This window comes from Achromobacter sp. (assembly GCF_032102605.1).
In the GTDB taxonomy this organism is placed as follows: domain Bacteria; phylum Pseudomonadota; class Gammaproteobacteria; order Burkholderiales; family Burkholderiaceae_B; genus Achromobacter.
The window spans coordinates 257,938-273,083 of sequence record NZ_DAMDGT010000004.1 but is presented as its reverse complement, the minus strand read 5'-3'; the positions used below and the strand labels follow the sequence as shown (position 1 = coordinate 273,083).

Below are 15,146 nucleotides of genomic sequence, written 5' to 3'. Positions count from 1 at the left end.
GCGCGCGGGCAGAGGTCCCGCGCCGCCAGCAGCCTGATCCGTATTCACGGGGCCCGAGCGGCCCTTTTTCATTTATTGGCTTTACATGTCCTGTCGCTCACTTGCCGACCGCATCGATGCCTTGCTGCCGCAGACGCAATGCACGAAATGCGGATACGACGGCTGCCGGCCGTATGCCGACGCAATCGCCGAAGGCGCCGCGCCGATCAATCGCTGTCCGCCGGGCGGCGAGGAAGGCATTGCCGCGCTGTCCGCGCTGCTCGACGTTCCCGCCCTGCCGTTGGACCTGGCGCGCGGCGAGCCTGGTCCCCTGCTGGTCGCCCGCATCGACGAATCCCACTGCATCGGCTGTACGCTGTGCATCCAGGCCTGTCCGGTCGACGCCATCGTGGGCGCCAACAAGCACATGCACACCGTGCTTGAGGACTGGTGCACGGGCTGCGACCTGTGCGTGGCGCCCTGTCCTGTCGATTGCATCCAGATGGTGCCCGCCGGCCGCGCGTGGACCGTCCAGGACGCCGCGATCAGCCGCCAGCGCCACCGCAGCCACCTCGCGCGAGCAGAGCGCCTGGCATCCGACAACGCGCGGCTGATGGCGCCCGAGGCGCCCGCCACTGCCTCGCCCGCGCCGGTCGTCGACGACGCTCAGAAAGAAGACCGCAAGCGCTCCGCCATCGAATCCGCGCTGGCCCGAGCCCGCGCACGCCGCAATCCCTCGCAGTCATGAACGCCGCCAAACGCCGAGAAATTTTCGCCCGCCTGCACGCCGCCAATCCCAGCCCGACCACCGAGCTGGAATACGACACGCCGTTCCAGCTTTTGATCGCCGTGCTGCTGTCGGCGCAGGCCACGGACAAGTCGGTCAACATCGCGACGCGCAAGTTTTTCCCGCAGTACGGCACGCCCGAAGCGCTGCTGGCCCTGGGCGAGGAAGGCCTGGCCGACTACATCAAGACCATCGGCCTGTACCGCACCAAGGCCAAGAACGCGATCGCGACCTGCAAGCTGCTGATCGAGCAGCATGGCGGCGAAGTGCCGAAGACGCGAGAAGCCCTGGAAGCCCTGCCGGGCGTGGGCCGCAAGACTGCCAATGTGGTGTTGAACACCGCATTTGGACAACCGACGATGGCCGTGGATACGCATATCTTCCGGGTCTCCAACCGCACCGGCATCGCCCCCGGAAAGAACGTGCTGGAAGTCGAGCTCAAACTCGAAAAATTCGTGCCCCGCGAATACCTGCTCGATGCCCATCACTGGCTCATCCTGCATGGCCGCTACGTCTGTGTGGCGCGCAAGCCCAAATGCCCCCAGTGCGGCATTTCCGACCTCTGCGAATTCAAGCAGAAAACCCCTGCCTGAAGCATCCGGCGCGCGCCGGCTCGCAATTGAAGCGAGCGGAAAACCGGGTTTTCCCTCGCCTTTAATTGCATTACGTCTTGATGACGGTCAACGCTTAATTGCTGCAACGCATTTCCATATTGGAAAGGCTTTCTCCCCTTGCGAGCACAGCATTGTCGGCATGCCGACAATTCAGCTTTCCGCAGTGCAAAACCTATGACAAACCCTCATGGAATTTTGATTGCGACGTCCGCATACTCGCCGGCAACTCATAAGAAAACTAAGCACGCAAACAGTTTTCTCAACCCTGCGGGGGCCTGACGCAACGACGTCCGGCAGAGACCATATAAATACAACGCTGGTGCAGCGAACATGGATGACACAATCCTGGAGACAAAAGGCCTCACCAAGGAATTCCGCGGCTTCGTCGCGGTCAATGGGGTCGATTTGCGTATCAAGCGGGGCGAGATTCATGCCTTGATCGGGCCTAACGGCGCGGGCAAGACCACATGCTTCAACCTGCTGACGAAATTTCTCTCTCCCACGTCGGGAAGCATCAAGTTCAACGGTATCGACATCACCGGCGAGCGGCCTGCGCAGATCGCCCGGCGCGGCATCATCCGTTCGTTCCAGATCTCGGCGGTGTTCCCGCACCTGACCGTGCTGGAAAACGTTCGGATCGGCCTGCAGCGCAAGACCGGGCTGTCATACCATTTTTGGCAAAGCGACAAGCGCCTGGCCACGCTGAATGAACCCGCGCGCGCCTTGCTTGAACAAGTGGACCTCGGCGGCTTCGCCGACGAGACCACCGTCAATCTGCCGTACGGCCGCAAGCGCGCGCTGGAGATCGCCACCACGCTGGCGATGGAGCCCGAGCTGATGCTGCTGGACGAACCCACCCAGGGAATGGGCCACGAAGACGTGGACCGCGTCACGCAACTGATCAAGCGCGTGAGCGCCGGACGCACCATCCTCATGGTGGAACACAACATGAACGTCGTGTCCTCCATCGCCAACACCATCACCGTGCTGGCGCGCGGTTCGGTGCTGGCCGAAGGTTCCTACGCCGAAGTCTCCCGCCATCCGGCCGTGATGCAGGCTTACATGGGCACGACCGACGGCGAACTTCAAGGAGCGCACGCATGAGCACCCCGGCACTTGAAATCTCGGGCCTCAACGCCTGGTACGGGGAATCGCACATCCTGCACGGCGTGGACATGCGCGTGGGACAGGGCGAAGTCGTCACGCTGCTGGGCCGCAATGGCGCCGGCCGCACCACGACGCTGCGCGCCATCCTTGGCCTGACCGGATCGCGCAAGGGCTCGGTACGCATCCACGGCACCGAAGCCATCGACCTGCCCACCTACAAGATCGCCCACCTGGGCGTCGGCTACTGCCCCGAAGAACGCGGCATCTTCGCCAGCCTGTCCTGCGAAGAGAACCTGCTGCTTCCGCCCGTCGTGGGCTCGCTGGGCGGCGGCATGTCGCTGGCCGAAATCTACGACATGTTCCCCAACCTGCAGGAGCGCCGGAATTCGCCGGGCACGCGCCTGTCGGGCGGCGAACAGCAGATGCTCGCGGTGGCGCGCATCCTGCGCACCGGCGCGAACCTGCTGCTGCTGGACGAAATCTCCGAAGGCCTGGCGCCGGTCATCGTGCAGGCGCTGGCCCGCATGATCACTGCGCTCAAGCAGCGCGGCTACACCATCGTCATGGTCGAGCAGAACTTCCGCTTTGCCGCGCCGCTTGCCGATCGCTTCTACGTCATGGAGCACGGCCAGATCGTCGAGCACTTCGAAGCGAACGAACTTTCAGAAAAACAGGACACGCTCAACGAACTGCTGGGCGTCTAAAGCAACCTGTCATCCGCCGGAACCCCGGCAAACACCACACGTAGGGAAGAGGAGTCATCCCATGAAGCTGCACACCATCACTGCTGCACTGGCCATGGCGGGCCTGGGATTCGCGGGGGCAACCGCCCACGCTCAAGGTATCTCCGACGATGTCATCCGCATCGGGTTCATCACCGACATGTCGGGCGTCTACTCCGACATCGACGGCAAGGCCGGCCTGGACGCAGTCCGCATGGCGATCGAAGACTTCGGCGGCACGGTCAACGGCAAGAAGATCGAAGTCGTCTCGGCAGACCACCAGAACAAGGCCGACGTGGCGTCGGCGCGCGCTCGCGAATGGTTCGACCAGCAGAAGGTCGACGTCATCATCGCCGGCACCAATTCGGCCACCAGCCTGGCCATGGCGGCCGTCGCCGCCGAAAAGAAGAAGCCTTTCATCGCCGTGGGCGCGGGCGCGTCGGACCTGACCAACGCGCAGTGTTCGCCCTACACCGTGCACTATGCCTACGACACCGTGGCGCTGGCGCGCGGCACCGGTTCCGCCGTCGTGAAGGACGGCGGCAAGAGCTGGTTCTTCCTGACGGCCGATTATGCATTCGGCCACGCGCTGGAGCGCGACACGATGGCGGTCGTCAAGGCCGCCGGCGGCGAAGTGAAGGGCCAGGTCCGCGCACCGCTGGGCGCCTCGGACTTCTCGTCCTTCCTGTTGCAGGCGCAGGCGTCCAAGGCGCAGATCCTGGGCATGGCCAATGCCGGCGGCGACACCATCAACACCATCAAGGCCGCCAATGAATTCGGCGTGACCAAGACGATGAAGATGGCCGGCCTGCTGGTGTTCATCAACGACGTCCACTCGCTGGGCCTGGACGCCACCAAGGGCATGTACCTGACCGACGGTTGGTACTGGGACCAATCCGACGCCTCGCGCGCCTGGGCCAAGAAGTTCGAAACCAAGGTGGGCCGCAAGCCGTCGATGCTGCAGGCGGGCGACTACTCGTCGGCCACCTTCTACCTGAACGCCGTCAAGGCCACGGGTTCGGATAACGGCGACGACGTCATGAAGTGGATGAAGTCGAACAAGGTCAATGACTTCTTCGCTCAGGGCGGCTACGTGCGCGAAGACGGCCGCATGATCCACGACATGTACCTGATGCAAGTGAAGACCCCGGCCGAGTCCAAGGGCCCGTGGGACTACTACAAGGTGGTGGCGACGCTGCCTGGCGACGAGGTCTACACCAAGTTGTCCGAGTCCACCTGCAAGCTGGTCAAGAAATAAACCAGCCCATGTGATCCCGATCGCGGGCCGGCCTGAATGGCCGGCCCGCGATCCGACTAGCTCGCTTCCTTCCGTACCGCGCAGGATTTTCACAAGATGACTGACATTTTCGGCATCCCCATACAGGCCTTGTTCGGCCAGCTGTTACTGGGCCTGGTCAACGGTTCCTTCTATGCAATGCTGTCGCTCGGACTTGCCGTTATCTTCGGGCTGCTGAACGTCATCAACTTCGCCCACGGCGCCCTCTACATGCTGGGCGCCTTCATCGCATGGATGGGGCTTTCGTATTTCGGCCTGAACTACTGGATCATGCTGATCCTGGCGCCACTGATCGTGGGGCTGTTCGGCATCATCATCGAAAAGCTTTTGCTCAAGCACCTGTACAAGCTCGACCACCTGTACGGGCTGCTGCTCACCTTCGGGCTGACGCTGCTGATCGAGGGGCTGTTCCGCAGCTTCTACGGCGTGTCGGGCCAACCCTACCCCACGCCCGAAGCCCTGCGCGGCGCGACGAACCTGGGCTTCATGATCCTGCCGAACTACCGCGGCTGGGTCGTGGCGGCTTCGGTGATCGTCTGCTTCGCCACCTGGTTCGTGATTGAACGCACCCGCCTGGGCGCGCTGCTGCGCGCCGGCACCGAAAACCCGCGCCTGGTCGAGTCCTTCGGCGTGAACGTGCCCCGCATGATCACGCTGACCTACGGCTTCGGCGTCGCGCTGGCCGGCTTTGCCGGCGTGCTGGCCGCGCCGGTGCTGCAGATTTCGCCGCTGATGGGTTCCAACCTCATCATCGTCGTGTTCGCGGTGGTCGTGATCGGCGGCATGGGGTCCATCTTTGGCGCCATCGTCACCGGGCTGGGCCTGGGCGTTATCGAAGGCCTGACCAAGGTGTTCTGGCCAGAGGCCTCCAGCACGGTCGTCTTCATCATCATGGCCATTGTTCTGTTGATCCGCCCGGCCGGGCTGTTCGGAAAAGAAAAATGAATCGTCAATTCCTGGGCTATGCGGTCCTGGCCATCGTGGTGGCCATGCTTCCCTTTGTCGGCGTGTATCCGATCTTCGCCATGAAGGTCATGTGCTACGCCCTTTTCGCCTGCGCCTTCAACCTGCTGCTGGGCTTTACCGGGCTTCTGTCCTTCGGCCACGCCGCCTTCCTGGGCAGCGCGGCCTACGCGGCCGGGCACAGCATGAAGGTGTGGGGCCTGCCCACCGAACTGGGCATCCTGTTCGGCGTGGCCGTGGCGGCGCTGCTGGGGCTGGCCATGGGGGCGCTGGCCATCCGGCGCAGCGGCATCTACTTTGCGATGATCACGCTGGCGTTGTCGCAGATGGTGTTCTTCTTCTTCCTGCAGGCCAAGTTCACCGGCGGCGAAGACGGCCTGCAAAGCGTGCCGCGCGGCACCTTGCTGGGCCTGGTCGATCTGTCCAAGGACATCAACCTGTACTACGTAGTGATGGCGATCTTCATCATCGGCTACTTCATCATCTGGCGCACCGTGAACTCGCCCTTCGGGCAGGTCTTGCAGGCGCTGCGCGAGAACGAGCCGCGCGCCATTTCGCTGGGCTACGACGTGGACCGCTTCAAGCTGGTCGCCTTTGTGCTGTCGGCCGCGCTGGCCGGCCTGGCGGGCGCCACCAAGACACTGGTGTTCGTGTCGGCCACGCTGTCGGACGCAACCTGGCAGATGTCCGGCCTGGTGATCCTGATGACGCTGATCGGCGGACTGGGCACGCTGACCGGTCCCGTGCTGGGCGCCTTCATCGTGGTGCTGCTTGAGAACAAGGTCGGCGACTTCGGCCAGATGATGGCCAACCTGACCGGCGTGGAATGGTTCCTGCGCCTGGGCGAATCGGTCACCATCGTCAGCGGCCTGATCTTCGTGATCTGCGTGCTGGCCTTCCGCCGCGGCATCGTGGGCGAACTGGGCGCGCTCTTCAACCGGCGGCGCACCGCTCGCGCCTGACCTGCGCATCAGCGCAGCACCGACGGGGCCGCTCAATGCGGCCCCGCTGCATTTCGGCGCTTCGATGCGTTTTGCGGCCCCGTACAATGGCAGGCACCCCACTACACAGGTGCCGACCATGCGCAATACGCATCTCGCCCCCGGCCTCGGCGCGCTCGCGCTGGCCGCCGCCCTGCTGTCCCCCGCCGCGGCCGTCGCCGCTCCCGCCGCTCCCACCTGCGAAGTCGACCGCCCCGTGCGCTTCAGCGGATTGAACTGGGAGTCCAACCTGGTCCTGGCCGGCATCGAGCGCTACGTGCTGGAACATGGCTATGGTTGCAAGACCTCGGTCGAGATCGGTGAAACCTTGCCGATGCTGGCCGCGCTGCAGCGCGGCGACGTGGACGTCACGCCGGAGGTCTGGCCCGGCCAGATCGAAGGCGCCTGGAAAAAGGCGCTGGCCAGCGGCAAGGTGCTGGGCGTGGGGCACGTGTATGACGCCGGCGAAGGCTGGTACGTGCCGCGCTACACCGTTGAACGGCATCCGGAATTGAAGTCGGCCGCTGACCTGGCGCGCTTCAAAGAGGTGTTCGCCGATCCCGAAGACCCGGGCCGCGGCCGCATCTACGGCTGCCCCGCCGGATGGGCCTGCGGCACGTTGAACGACAACCTGCTGCGCGCCCTGAAGCTCGACAAGGACTACTCGCTGTTCGCACCCGGCTCGGGCGCCGCACAGAAGGCGGCCATCGTGTCCGCCTACAAGCGCAAGCGTGACATCGTCTTCTACTACTGGACGCCCACCTCGCTGGTCGGCGCGCTGGACCTGGTCAAGCTGGAACTACCGGCGTTCGACCAGGCCGCCTACACCTGCATGACGGATCCGAAATGCACAAACCCGGTCGCCACCGAGTTCAAGCCCAATCCGGTCGTCACCGGGGTGAATGCGGAGTTCGCCAAGCAGGCGCCGCGCCTGACCGAATTCCTGTCCAAGCTGACCGTGCCCGATGACGCCATCGACGCGACGCTGGGCTGGCTGGAAAACGAGGGCAAGGAACCCGAGGACGCGGCGCGCTATTTCCTGAAGCAGTACCCGCCCGTCTGGCGGCAATGGATGCCGGCGGACGTTGCCGACCGTGTGCAGGCGGCGCTGGCGCGCGAATAGCGCGGGGCGCGGGCCGGTACCGCCACGCCGCCCGGCTCCTGTATCCTGGCGACTCGGCGCCGCAGGCGCCAACCCGATTCAAGCGAAGGAAGACAATCATGGACGCCCTGTTCTGGCACGACGGTCACTGGACCACCCAAAATCCCAAATTGCTGGGCCCCGCCGACCACGCCTTCTGGATGGCCAGCATGGTGTTTGACGGCGCGCGCGCCTTCCGCGGCCTGACGCCCGACCTGGACCTGCACTGCCAGCGCGTGGTGCGCTCGGCGGAAAAGATGCTGATGAAGCCGCAGATGGGCTGGGAAGAAATCCAGGACCTGTGCCTGCAGGCCGTCGCCAAGTTCCCAGAAGGCACCGAGCTCTACATCAAGCCGATGTTCTTCTGCGCGGACGGCTTCCTGCTGCCCGACGCCGACAAGACCCAGTTCGTGCTGCACGTGTTCAAGGTGCCGATGCCCGGCGACCAGGGTTTTTCGGCCTGCTTCTCCAGCTTTGCGCGGTCCTGGCCCAACATGGCGCCTACCGACGCCAAGGCCTCGTGCCTGTATCCCAACGGCCAGCGCGCCATCCGCGAAGCCGCCGAGAAAGGCTTCGACAACGCCATCATGCTGGACGGCGTGGGCAACGTAGCCGAATTCGCCACCAGCAACCTGTGGCTGGCCAGGAACGGCGTGGTTTCCACGCCCGTGGACAACGGCACCTTCCTGAACGGCATCACGCGCCGCCGCGTGCTGGCCCTGCTGAAGGCCGACGGCATCGAGGTGCAGGAACGCAGCCTGACGCGCGCCGACGTCGAGGAAGCCGACGAAGTGTTCTCGTCCGGCAACTACGGCAAGGTCGTCCATGTGAACCGCGTGGAAGACCGCGCGCTGGAGTTCGGCCCGCTGGCCCGCCGCGCCCATCAGCTGTACATGGACTACGCGGAAAGCACCCGCCGCGGCTGACGCGTCGAAGCTCAGTCCTCCCGCGGCGGCAGATGCAGCATCGCCACGTGGGGGGAATTCTCCCAGCGCGGATAGCGCTCCAGCACGGCCGGATCATGCCCGGGCACCACATGCTGGTCGGATTGAGCCGCGCCATACAGCTTGGCGTATCCCGACAGCATCTGCGCCGTGTTGTAGACGATGGGAAACGGCCGTCCCTGCGCCATGTTCTCGTAGTAGTGGCTGGCGTCGGACGCCAGCACCACCCAGCCGCGCGCGGTGTGCACGCGCAGCGCCTGCAGGCCCTTGGTGTGGCCGCCGATTTTCAGCAGTTCGATGCCGGGCAGAAGCGCATCGTCCCCGTCATGGAAGACGACGCGGTCTTCGTACACGCGCCTGACCAGGGCGACGACGTCCTCGACCGCATACGCGTGCCGCAAGGGTTCGAAGCACATGCAGCGCCCCGTCGCGTAGTCCAGCTCGTCGTCCTGCACATGGAAACGCGCCTCGGGCAGCAGGTCCAGGTTGCCGGCATGGTCGTAGTGCAGGTGAGTCAGCACGACGTGCTGCACGTCGGCAGGCTGCACGCCCAGGCCGGCCAGCGCCGTGATGGGGCACTGGATCAGCTCGCGCCGGCGCTTCTGCGCCATCTCCGCATTGAATCCCGTGTCGACCAGCACGATGCGGCCCGCGCCCCGCACCAGCCACACGAAGAAATCCATGGGCATGTCGCCATCGTGGGGATCGCCGCCCAGAAAGTTGTCGCGCCGCTGGCGCGGCATGTGCGCATAGCGGATGGCGTGGATCTCGTACTCGGGAAGCATCGATTGCGTCGCCGCGTTCATCTCATACTCCAAGATAGGCCTTTTGCACGAAAGGATCCGCCAGCAGCTCGGCGCCCTTGCCGCTGCGCACCACTTCGCCGTGCTCGAAGGCGTAGGCGTGGTGCGCCAGGCGCAGCGCAAGCCGAGCGTTCTGCTCGACCAGCACAATTGCGATGCCGCTGTCGCGGTTGATGCGCTGGATCGCCCCCGCGATCTCGGCCACGATCTTGGGAGCGATGCCCAGCGACGGTTCGTCCAGCATCAGCAGACGAGGTTGCGCCATCATCGCACGACCGATCGCCACCATCTGCTGTTCGCCGCCGGACAACGATCCCGCCAGTTGGGCGCGCCGTTCCTGCACCCGCGGAAACAACGCGTAGATTTCTTCGAGGCGCGCGCGCACACCCGACCGCGAACCCGCGACGTGGGCGCCAGCCAGAAGGTTATCCAGGACGGTCATGCGCCCGAACAGCCGCCGCCCCTCCGGAGACAGCGACAGGCCCGCCGACACACGCGCCGCGGAGCCAAGCCGGGCAATATCGCGTCCCTCGAACATGACCCGTCCGCCGGCGACCGGCGCCAGGCCGATCAGGGCCTTCAGCGTCGAACTCTTGCCCGCGCCGTTCGAACCGACCAAGGCGACGATCTGCCCCTGCTCGACGTTGAAGCTGACGCCACGCACCGCTTCCAGCTGCCCATACCGCACATTCAGATTCTGGACTTCAAGCATGGGCATAGTCGGGCGCTCCCAGGTAGGCTTCGATCACGGCGGGGTTCTCGCGGATGGCCTGGGGTGTGCCCTCGGCGATCTTTTCGCCCTGGACCAGCACCACGATGCGATGGCACAGTTCCATCACCAAGGCCATGTGATGCTCCACCAGCAGCATCGTCAGCCCTTCTTCGTCCTGCAACCGCCGCAACAGGCGGCCGAGTTCGTTGCATTCCTCGTGGTTCAGCCCGGCGGCCGGCTCGTCCAGCAGCAGCATGCGCGGCCGGCAGGCCAGCGCCACGGCGATGCCCAGTTTCTTCTGCAACCCGTAGGCCAGCGAACCCGCCGCGGCGTCGCGCCAGGCTTGCAGGTCCAGCAGCGTGAGCAGGCGGTCGACCTCGTGCGTGACTTCAGTGGCCGACAGCAGGTCGTCGGTACGTCCGGCCAGGCGCCGCAGCCAGGAATGGCGCACACGCGACAGCAACCCGCGATGGATGTTCTCGGCCACGGTTACGTCGGGGTAGGTCGACGTGGACTGGAACGTGCGCGCCAATCCATGCACGACCACGCGGCTGGGGGCCGCGCCAGAGATATCGCGGCCATCGAAATGGACCGACCCCGCGGTGGGCGGCATGGCGCCGCTGATGACGTTGAAGGCGGTGGTCTTGCCCGCGCCGTTCGGACCGATCAGTCCCACGATCTCGCCTCGGGCGACGGAAAACTCCAGGCCGCGCAGGGCCGCCAGTCCGCCGAAGCTGCGCGACAGGCCCCGCACCTGCAATAAAGGCTGGCTCATTGTGACTCCTTGCGCCGGCGCGCCTGCCACGGCCCCGGCAGGCCGGCCAGGCCGGCCGGCAGAAAGCGCAGGATCAGGATCAGCGCCGCGCCATAAAAGATGTGCTGCGTCTGCACCGCCCCGCGGAACAGTTCGGGCAGCGGCGTCAGCACCATGGCGCCGATCAGGCCGCCCCAGACCGAGCGGCGGCCGCCGATGACCAGCATGATGATGAAGCCGATGGAAATGCTGGCGTTGAAGGATTCCGGCGACACATAGCCGACATAGCGCGCCTGCAAGGCGCCGCCGGCGGCGGCCAGCGCGCAGCCGCCGACGAAGGCGCACAACTGGATGCGGCGCACGGACAGGCCCGTCGATTCGGCCAGGGCGGCGTTCTCGGCCACCGCGTCGATGGCGTGGCCGAAAGCCCGACGCGCCACCGCCGCGAGCAGCGCCACGGATCCGAGCGCCACGCACAGCGCCAGGCCATAGAAGCTGGCGCGCGTGTCGAACACCAGGCCTGCCAGCGCAGCCGGCTGGATGCCGGTGACGCCGTTGGCGCCGCCGGACCACGACGAGCCGTCCAGCAGGATCAGCCGCACCAGTTCGCCGAAGGCGAAGGTCACCAGGACGAAGTACACGCCTTTCAGGCGCAGGATGATCGAGCCCAGCGTCAGCGCGACCAACGCGCTCAACGCCACGCCCGCCAGGGTGGCGGGCACGAAGCCCCAGCCCAGGTGGCGCGCCGCCAGCACCGACCCATAGGCCCCGATGGCGACATAGGCGGCATGGCCGAGCGACAGTTGCCCGCAGCGGGCAATGAGCGCCAGGCCGTTGACGATCAGGACGTTCAGGCAGGTCAGCACGGCCAGGTGCTGCACGAATGGCCCCGCGAACCACGGCGCCGCCGCGGCCGCGGCCAGGACGGCCCACAGCAGCCAGCGCACGGGCGCGGGCCGGCTCAGGCCGGGATCAAGCGAAATTGCAGTCATGGCTTATGCCTCCCCCCGGCCAAGCAAGCCTTTGGGCCGCACGACCAGCATCACGATCACGATGGCGAAGATCAGCATGTCCGCCGTGCTGCTTTCGAACAACAGGCTGCCGTAGCTTTCCGCCAGCCCCAGCGCCAGGCCCGCGACGGCGGCCCCTGGAATGCTGCCCAGCCCGCCCAGGATCACCACGATGAACGCCTTGAGCAGCGGCGTGGCGCCCACGAAGGGCGACACCGAGAACAGGGGCGCCATCAGCGCGCCGGCCACCGCCGCCAGCCCGACGCCCAGGCCGAAGCCCAGCGGGTAATAGATGCGCGAACGGATGCCCTGGATGGCGGCGATCTCGAAGTCCTCCACCACCGCGCGCAGCGCGCGGCCGGGCCGCGAGTACCGCAGGAAGCCGTACAGCAGCGCCAGCGCCAGCAGCGCGAACACCACGACGTACACCCGAGACAGCGGAATCACCACCTTGCCCATGCGCGCCGTGCCCTGGGCGACGGCCGGCATGGACAGCGGATCCGGGCCGAAGAACATCAGCGCGACGTTTTGCAGGATCATGGCCAGGCCGATCGTGGCGATCATGCCGTTGAGCTCGTCGCGTCTGAACGGCTTGAGCACGCCCCATTCCAGCACCGCGCCGCCCGCCACCGCCAGCGCGAAGGTCAGCGCCACGGCGGGCAGGAACGTGAAGCCCGCCTGGGTGGTCAGGTAGTACGCGCCGAACGCGCCCAGCATGTAGAACTCGCCGTGGGCAAAGTTCACCATCCGCATCACGCCGAACACCAGCGTGAAGCCCACGGCCATCAGCAGATACAGCAGGCCCACGATCAAGCCGTTGATCGTGGCCTGCGCCAGCAGAATGCTCCAATCCACGTCGGTTCCCCCGCCGCGCTAGCGGCATCCCTCGACGGTGCAGCGCGCAAGAATCACCTCGCGGCCGTCCTTGACCTCGGCCACGTAGAACGGCGCATTGAGCTGGTGGTTGATGCCGTACATGGCCTGACCCGTCCAGCTCAGCTTGCCCAAGGACCCGTCAAAGCCATCCAGCTTCACCATCTCGGCGCGCACGCGGTCGGTGTCCTCGACGGTGCCGGCGCGGCGCATGGCCTCGAACAGCATGTTGGTGCCGTCGTAGAAAGCCGGGCTGAAGCCGTTCATCGGATGCTTGTACTTGGCGGCGTAGCGCGCGGCGTACGCCTGCGTGGCCGGCAGGGCCGGATCGATCGGCGTGTGGACCAGCATGCCCTCGGTGGCCTGCTTGCCCGCGACGTTGACGATCTCCTGCGTGGCCGGGCCGCCGGTGCGCACGATCTTGCCTTCGAATCCGAGTTCGCGCGCCTGCTTCACGATGAGGCCCGCGGTCGTAGGGGAATTGCCGTCCAGTTCGATGGCGTCGATGCCGCGCGCCATCATGCGGGTCAAGAGGGGCACGAAGTCGACGCGGTCGCGCTCGAAGAATTCCTTGGTGGCCAGCGCGGCGCCCGCCTTCTTGTAGGCGCCTTCCAGGTCCAGCGCGATCTGCTGGCCCGTCTCGTCGTTGGGGAACAGCGCGCCGACCTTGCGCAGGCCCTGCGCCTTCACCAGCCAGTCGATCTGGGGCTGCGAGACCTCGGCCGTGGTGACGTTGGGACGGAAAGTGTAAGGCTTGTCGGCGGCCAGCGCCTTGGACGTGAAGCCCAGCGTCAGCAGGATCACCTTGTTCTTTTCCGTCATCGGCTGGATGGCCAGCACCGGCGCCGAGCCGACCGGGCCGATCACATAGCGCACCTTGTCCTCGAACACCAGGCGGTTCGCCACCGTGACGGCCTCGTTCGCCTGGTACTTGTCGTCATAGGCCACGACCTGGACGCGGTACTTCTTGCCGCCCACCTCGAGCCCTCCCGCCTCGTTCACCTGGTCGGCCGCGATCTCGGCGGCGTTCTTCATGCCCTGCCCCCACGCGGCGCCCGCGCCGGACAGCGTGACCAGGGCGCCCAGCTTCAGCGTGTCTTGCGCCTGGGCGGCGGAAACTGCGGCCAGCGCGAAAGCGCCGGCCAGGATGATCGGATAACGCATGTTGTCTCCTGAGGGGAGGCGGGCAGCCTCGGCCCGCCGGTAATGCCTGCTCTACTGGCGGGCGATGGCGTCCAGCACCGGCAGCACGTAGCCGCGGAACTGCTCCGGGTTTTCGCTCATCGGGAAATGTCCCAATTCGCGCATGACGGTCACCTCTGCGCCGGGTATGCCGGCCGCGGTGCGCAAGGTATCTTCCGGCGTGCAGGAGAAGTCGTATTCCCCCGTCAGCAGGTAGAGCGGGCAGCGGTCGGTGCGGATGCCGTCCAGGCGTCCCCGCAAGTCGCTGTCCACCCGATAGAAGTACAGGTCGCCGCGGAACACGCCGGGGCCGCCCTGCATGTACTGCCAGAGCGTTTCGTGGCGATACACCGCGGGCGACTGCGGCGCGACCAGCCCGGACACCAGCGCGGCGCAGACTTCGCCCCCGTGGACGTCGCCACGATGCAGCCAGGACGTGTCGTACCAGGGCTGCTGGTGGTCGGCGGCCTCGACGCCGATCAGGGCGCGGAAATAGTCGGAATGAAGATGCGCAAGCTGCAGCACGATGCGCCCGCCAATGGAGCAGCCGATCAGCGCCGGGCGGTCCAGCGCCAGCGCCTGGCAGAAAGCCATCACGGTCTGGACGTAGAGTTCCGTGGAAAGCCGGTATTCCTCGTCCTGCCAGCCTTCGGGCGGATACGACTTGCCGTGCCACGGCATGTCGAACGCGATGACCCGGTAGCGCGAGGTGATGTCCGCATCGCACATCATGTGGCGGTACTGGCGGCTGTCCGCCCCGGCGGTGTGCAGGCACACGAGCGGAATGCCCTGCCCGGCTTCCTCGAAATAGACGCGGCAGCGCTTGCCTGCGATGTCGAACGACGCGTAGCGGCCGACGATGGGTTCCAGCGCCGCGTTCATGCCTGCGCCTCCCGAGGGGCGGCCAGCAGGTCCTTCACGAACTGCAGGTGCGCCATCAGCGGTTGCAGGTTGCCCTGGATGGAGAGTTCGCCGCGCTTGCTGAGCGCAAAGATGTCGTGCCAGCCGGCTTCCGGCACGGCCTGCCAGAAGCGCGACCATGCGTGTTCCGAAGCCTCCAGCGATACGTCGCTGGAGGGCAGCGGCGCACCGGGAATGTCGGCGGTGGCCACGCGGCCGTCGCGGATGCGAACGAGGACGGGATGCGCGCCGAATCGCACGAGGAGGTCCATATTGACCAGACGAGGCCGCGAGAACGACAGCGCGTGGCTGCAGAAGCGCTGCGCAAGCTGTGCGCCGCCCATGTCCCGCGCAGGCATGGCTTGGGTTTCCATTGTC

17 protein-coding genes are annotated in these 15,146 nt (G+C 66.0%); 9 read left to right on the top strand and 8 right to left on the bottom strand.

All coding sequences use genetic code 11. From position 1 onward, the window contains the following. The first annotated feature begins 85 nt into the window (after positions 1–85). The 9 genes from rsxB (at position 86) to RT614_RS11665 (ending at position 8,516) form a co-directional block, all read left to right on the top strand. Positions 86–727: an electron transport complex subunit RsxB gene (gene rsxB, locus RT614_RS11705; RefSeq protein WP_313622281.1), complete on the top strand. Its 642-nt coding sequence runs from the start codon at positions 86–88 to the stop codon at positions 725–727. Continuing rightward, the gene (gene nth, locus RT614_RS11700; RefSeq protein ID WP_313622280.1) at positions 724–1,359 is read left to right on the top strand and encodes an endonuclease III; all 636 of its coding nucleotides are present in this window, start codon (positions 724–726) and stop codon (positions 1,357–1,359) included. Before rsxB ends, nth begins: the two co-directional genes overlap by 4 nt. A 351-nt stretch (positions 1,360–1,710) precedes the next feature. Then, positions 1,711–2,484, top strand: a complete 774-nt coding sequence (locus RT614_RS11695) for an ABC transporter ATP-binding protein (RefSeq protein ID WP_313622279.1) — start codon at positions 1,711–1,713, stop codon at positions 2,482–2,484. After that, positions 2,481–3,191, top strand: coding sequence for an ABC transporter ATP-binding protein (locus RT614_RS11690; RefSeq protein WP_313622278.1), 711 nt, complete (start codon positions 2,481–2,483; stop codon positions 3,189–3,191). Before RT614_RS11695 ends, RT614_RS11690 begins: the two co-directional genes overlap by 4 nt. 61 nt (positions 3,192–3,252) lie before the next feature. Continuing rightward, on the top strand, positions 3,253–4,467 hold the full coding sequence (locus tag RT614_RS11685; protein WP_313622277.1) for an ABC transporter substrate-binding protein: 1,215 nt from the start codon (positions 3,253–3,255) through the stop codon (positions 4,465–4,467). Between the two features lie 96 nt (positions 4,468–4,563). Further along, positions 4,564–5,451, top strand: a complete 888-nt coding sequence (locus RT614_RS11680) for a branched-chain amino acid ABC transporter permease (protein WP_313622276.1) — start codon at positions 4,564–4,566, stop codon at positions 5,449–5,451. Beyond that, the gene (locus tag RT614_RS11675) at positions 5,448–6,431 is read left to right on the top strand and encodes a branched-chain amino acid ABC transporter permease (RefSeq protein ID WP_313622275.1); all 984 of its coding nucleotides are present in this window, start codon (positions 5,448–5,450) and stop codon (positions 6,429–6,431) included. The genes RT614_RS11680 and RT614_RS11675 overlap by 4 nt, the downstream gene beginning before the upstream one ends. Before the next feature lie 118 nt (positions 6,432–6,549). Continuing rightward, positions 6,550–7,572 carry an ABC transporter substrate-binding protein gene (locus RT614_RS11670; RefSeq protein WP_313622274.1) on the top strand — a complete coding sequence of 341 codons (1,023 nt, stop codon included), beginning with the start codon at positions 6,550–6,552 and terminating at the stop codon, positions 7,570–7,572. A 98-nt stretch (positions 7,573–7,670) separates the two neighbouring features. Further along, a complete protein-coding gene (locus RT614_RS11665; RefSeq protein ID WP_313622273.1) occupies positions 7,671–8,516 on the top strand; it encodes a branched-chain amino acid aminotransferase in 846 nt (281 codons plus the stop codon). Positions 8,517–8,527: 11 nt separating this feature from the next. Here RT614_RS11665 and RT614_RS11660 read toward each other — a convergent pair whose 3' ends face one another. The 8 genes from RT614_RS11660 to RT614_RS11625 are packed head-to-tail and all read right to left on the bottom strand — an operon-like array spanning position 8,528 to position 15,142. Continuing rightward, positions 8,528–9,340 (bottom strand): N-acyl homoserine lactonase family protein, encoded by an 813-nt coding sequence (locus RT614_RS11660; RefSeq protein WP_313622272.1) that lies wholly within the window; start codon positions 9,338–9,340, stop codon positions 8,528–8,530. 1 nt (position 9,341) lies between these two features. Beyond that, on the bottom strand, positions 9,342–10,055 hold the full coding sequence (locus RT614_RS11655; RefSeq protein WP_313622271.1) for an ABC transporter ATP-binding protein: 714 nt from the start codon (positions 10,053–10,055) through the stop codon (positions 9,342–9,344). After that, complete coding sequence (locus RT614_RS11650; protein ID WP_313622270.1) at positions 10,042–10,824, bottom strand: ABC transporter ATP-binding protein; 783 nt, start codon at positions 10,822–10,824, stop codon at positions 10,042–10,044. Before RT614_RS11650 ends, RT614_RS11655 begins: the two co-directional genes overlap by 14 nt. Continuing rightward, a complete protein-coding gene (locus RT614_RS11645; RefSeq protein WP_313622269.1) occupies positions 10,821–11,795 on the bottom strand; it encodes a branched-chain amino acid ABC transporter permease in 975 nt (324 codons plus the stop codon). The genes RT614_RS11650 and RT614_RS11645 overlap by 4 nt, the downstream gene beginning before the upstream one ends. A 3-nt stretch (positions 11,796–11,798) precedes the next feature. Continuing rightward, the gene (locus RT614_RS11640) at positions 11,799–12,668 is read right to left on the bottom strand and encodes a branched-chain amino acid ABC transporter permease (RefSeq protein WP_313622268.1); all 870 of its coding nucleotides are present in this window, start codon (positions 12,666–12,668) and stop codon (positions 11,799–11,801) included. 18 nt (positions 12,669–12,686) lie between these two features. Further along, complete coding sequence (locus tag RT614_RS11635) at positions 12,687–13,850, bottom strand: ABC transporter substrate-binding protein (protein WP_313622267.1); 1,164 nt, start codon at positions 13,848–13,850, stop codon at positions 12,687–12,689. A 51-nt stretch (positions 13,851–13,901) separates the two neighbouring features. Next, positions 13,902–14,750, bottom strand: a complete 849-nt coding sequence (locus RT614_RS11630; protein ID WP_313622266.1) for an alpha/beta hydrolase — start codon at positions 14,748–14,750, stop codon at positions 13,902–13,904. Further along, positions 14,747–15,142, bottom strand: a complete 396-nt coding sequence (locus tag RT614_RS11625; RefSeq protein ID WP_313622265.1) for a hypothetical protein — start codon at positions 15,140–15,142, stop codon at positions 14,747–14,749. The genes RT614_RS11630 and RT614_RS11625 overlap by 4 nt, the downstream gene beginning before the upstream one ends. Positions 15,143–15,146 lie beyond the last annotated feature (4 nt).

Coding starts and splice junctions, on each gene's coding strand:
- RT614_RS11645 (WP_313622269.1), bottom strand. CDS start 11,795: ATGACTGCAATTTCGCTTGATCCCGGCCTGAGCCGGCCCGCGCCCGTG.
- RT614_RS11690 (WP_313622278.1), top strand. CDS start 2,481: ATGAGCACCCCGGCACTTGAAATCTCGGGCCTCAACGCCTGGTACGGG.
- RT614_RS11650 (WP_313622270.1), bottom strand. CDS start 10,824: ATGAGCCAGCCTTTATTGCAGGTGCGGGGCCTGTCGCGCAGCTTCGGC.
- RT614_RS11635 (WP_313622267.1), bottom strand. CDS start 13,850: ATGCGTTATCCGATCATCCTGGCCGGCGCTTTCGCGCTGGCCGCAGTT.
- RT614_RS11695 (WP_313622279.1), top strand. CDS start 1,711: ATGGATGACACAATCCTGGAGACAAAAGGCCTCACCAAGGAATTCCGC.
- RT614_RS11625 (WP_313622265.1), bottom strand. CDS start 15,142: ATGGAAACCCAAGCCATGCCTGCGCGGGACATGGGCGGCGCACAGCTT.
- RT614_RS11685 (WP_313622277.1), top strand. CDS start 3,253: ATGAAGCTGCACACCATCACTGCTGCACTGGCCATGGCGGGCCTGGGA.
- RT614_RS11665 (WP_313622273.1), top strand. CDS start 7,671: ATGGACGCCCTGTTCTGGCACGACGGTCACTGGACCACCCAAAATCCC.
- RT614_RS11630 (WP_313622266.1), bottom strand. CDS start 14,750: ATGAACGCGGCGCTGGAACCCATCGTCGGCCGCTACGCGTCGTTCGAC.
- RT614_RS11670 (WP_313622274.1), top strand. CDS start 6,550: ATGCGCAATACGCATCTCGCCCCCGGCCTCGGCGCGCTCGCGCTGGCC.
- RT614_RS11655 (WP_313622271.1), bottom strand. CDS start 10,055: ATGCCCATGCTTGAAGTCCAGAATCTGAATGTGCGGTATGGGCAGCTG.
- nth (WP_313622280.1), top strand. CDS start 724: ATGAACGCCGCCAAACGCCGAGAAATTTTCGCCCGCCTGCACGCCGCC.
- RT614_RS11680 (WP_313622276.1), top strand. CDS start 4,564: ATGACTGACATTTTCGGCATCCCCATACAGGCCTTGTTCGGCCAGCTG.
- RT614_RS11675 (WP_313622275.1), top strand. CDS start 5,448: ATGAATCGTCAATTCCTGGGCTATGCGGTCCTGGCCATCGTGGTGGCC.
- rsxB (WP_313622281.1), top strand. CDS start 86: ATGTCCTGTCGCTCACTTGCCGACCGCATCGATGCCTTGCTGCCGCAG.
- RT614_RS11660 (WP_313622272.1), bottom strand. CDS start 9,340: ATGAACGCGGCGACGCAATCGATGCTTCCCGAGTACGAGATCCACGCC.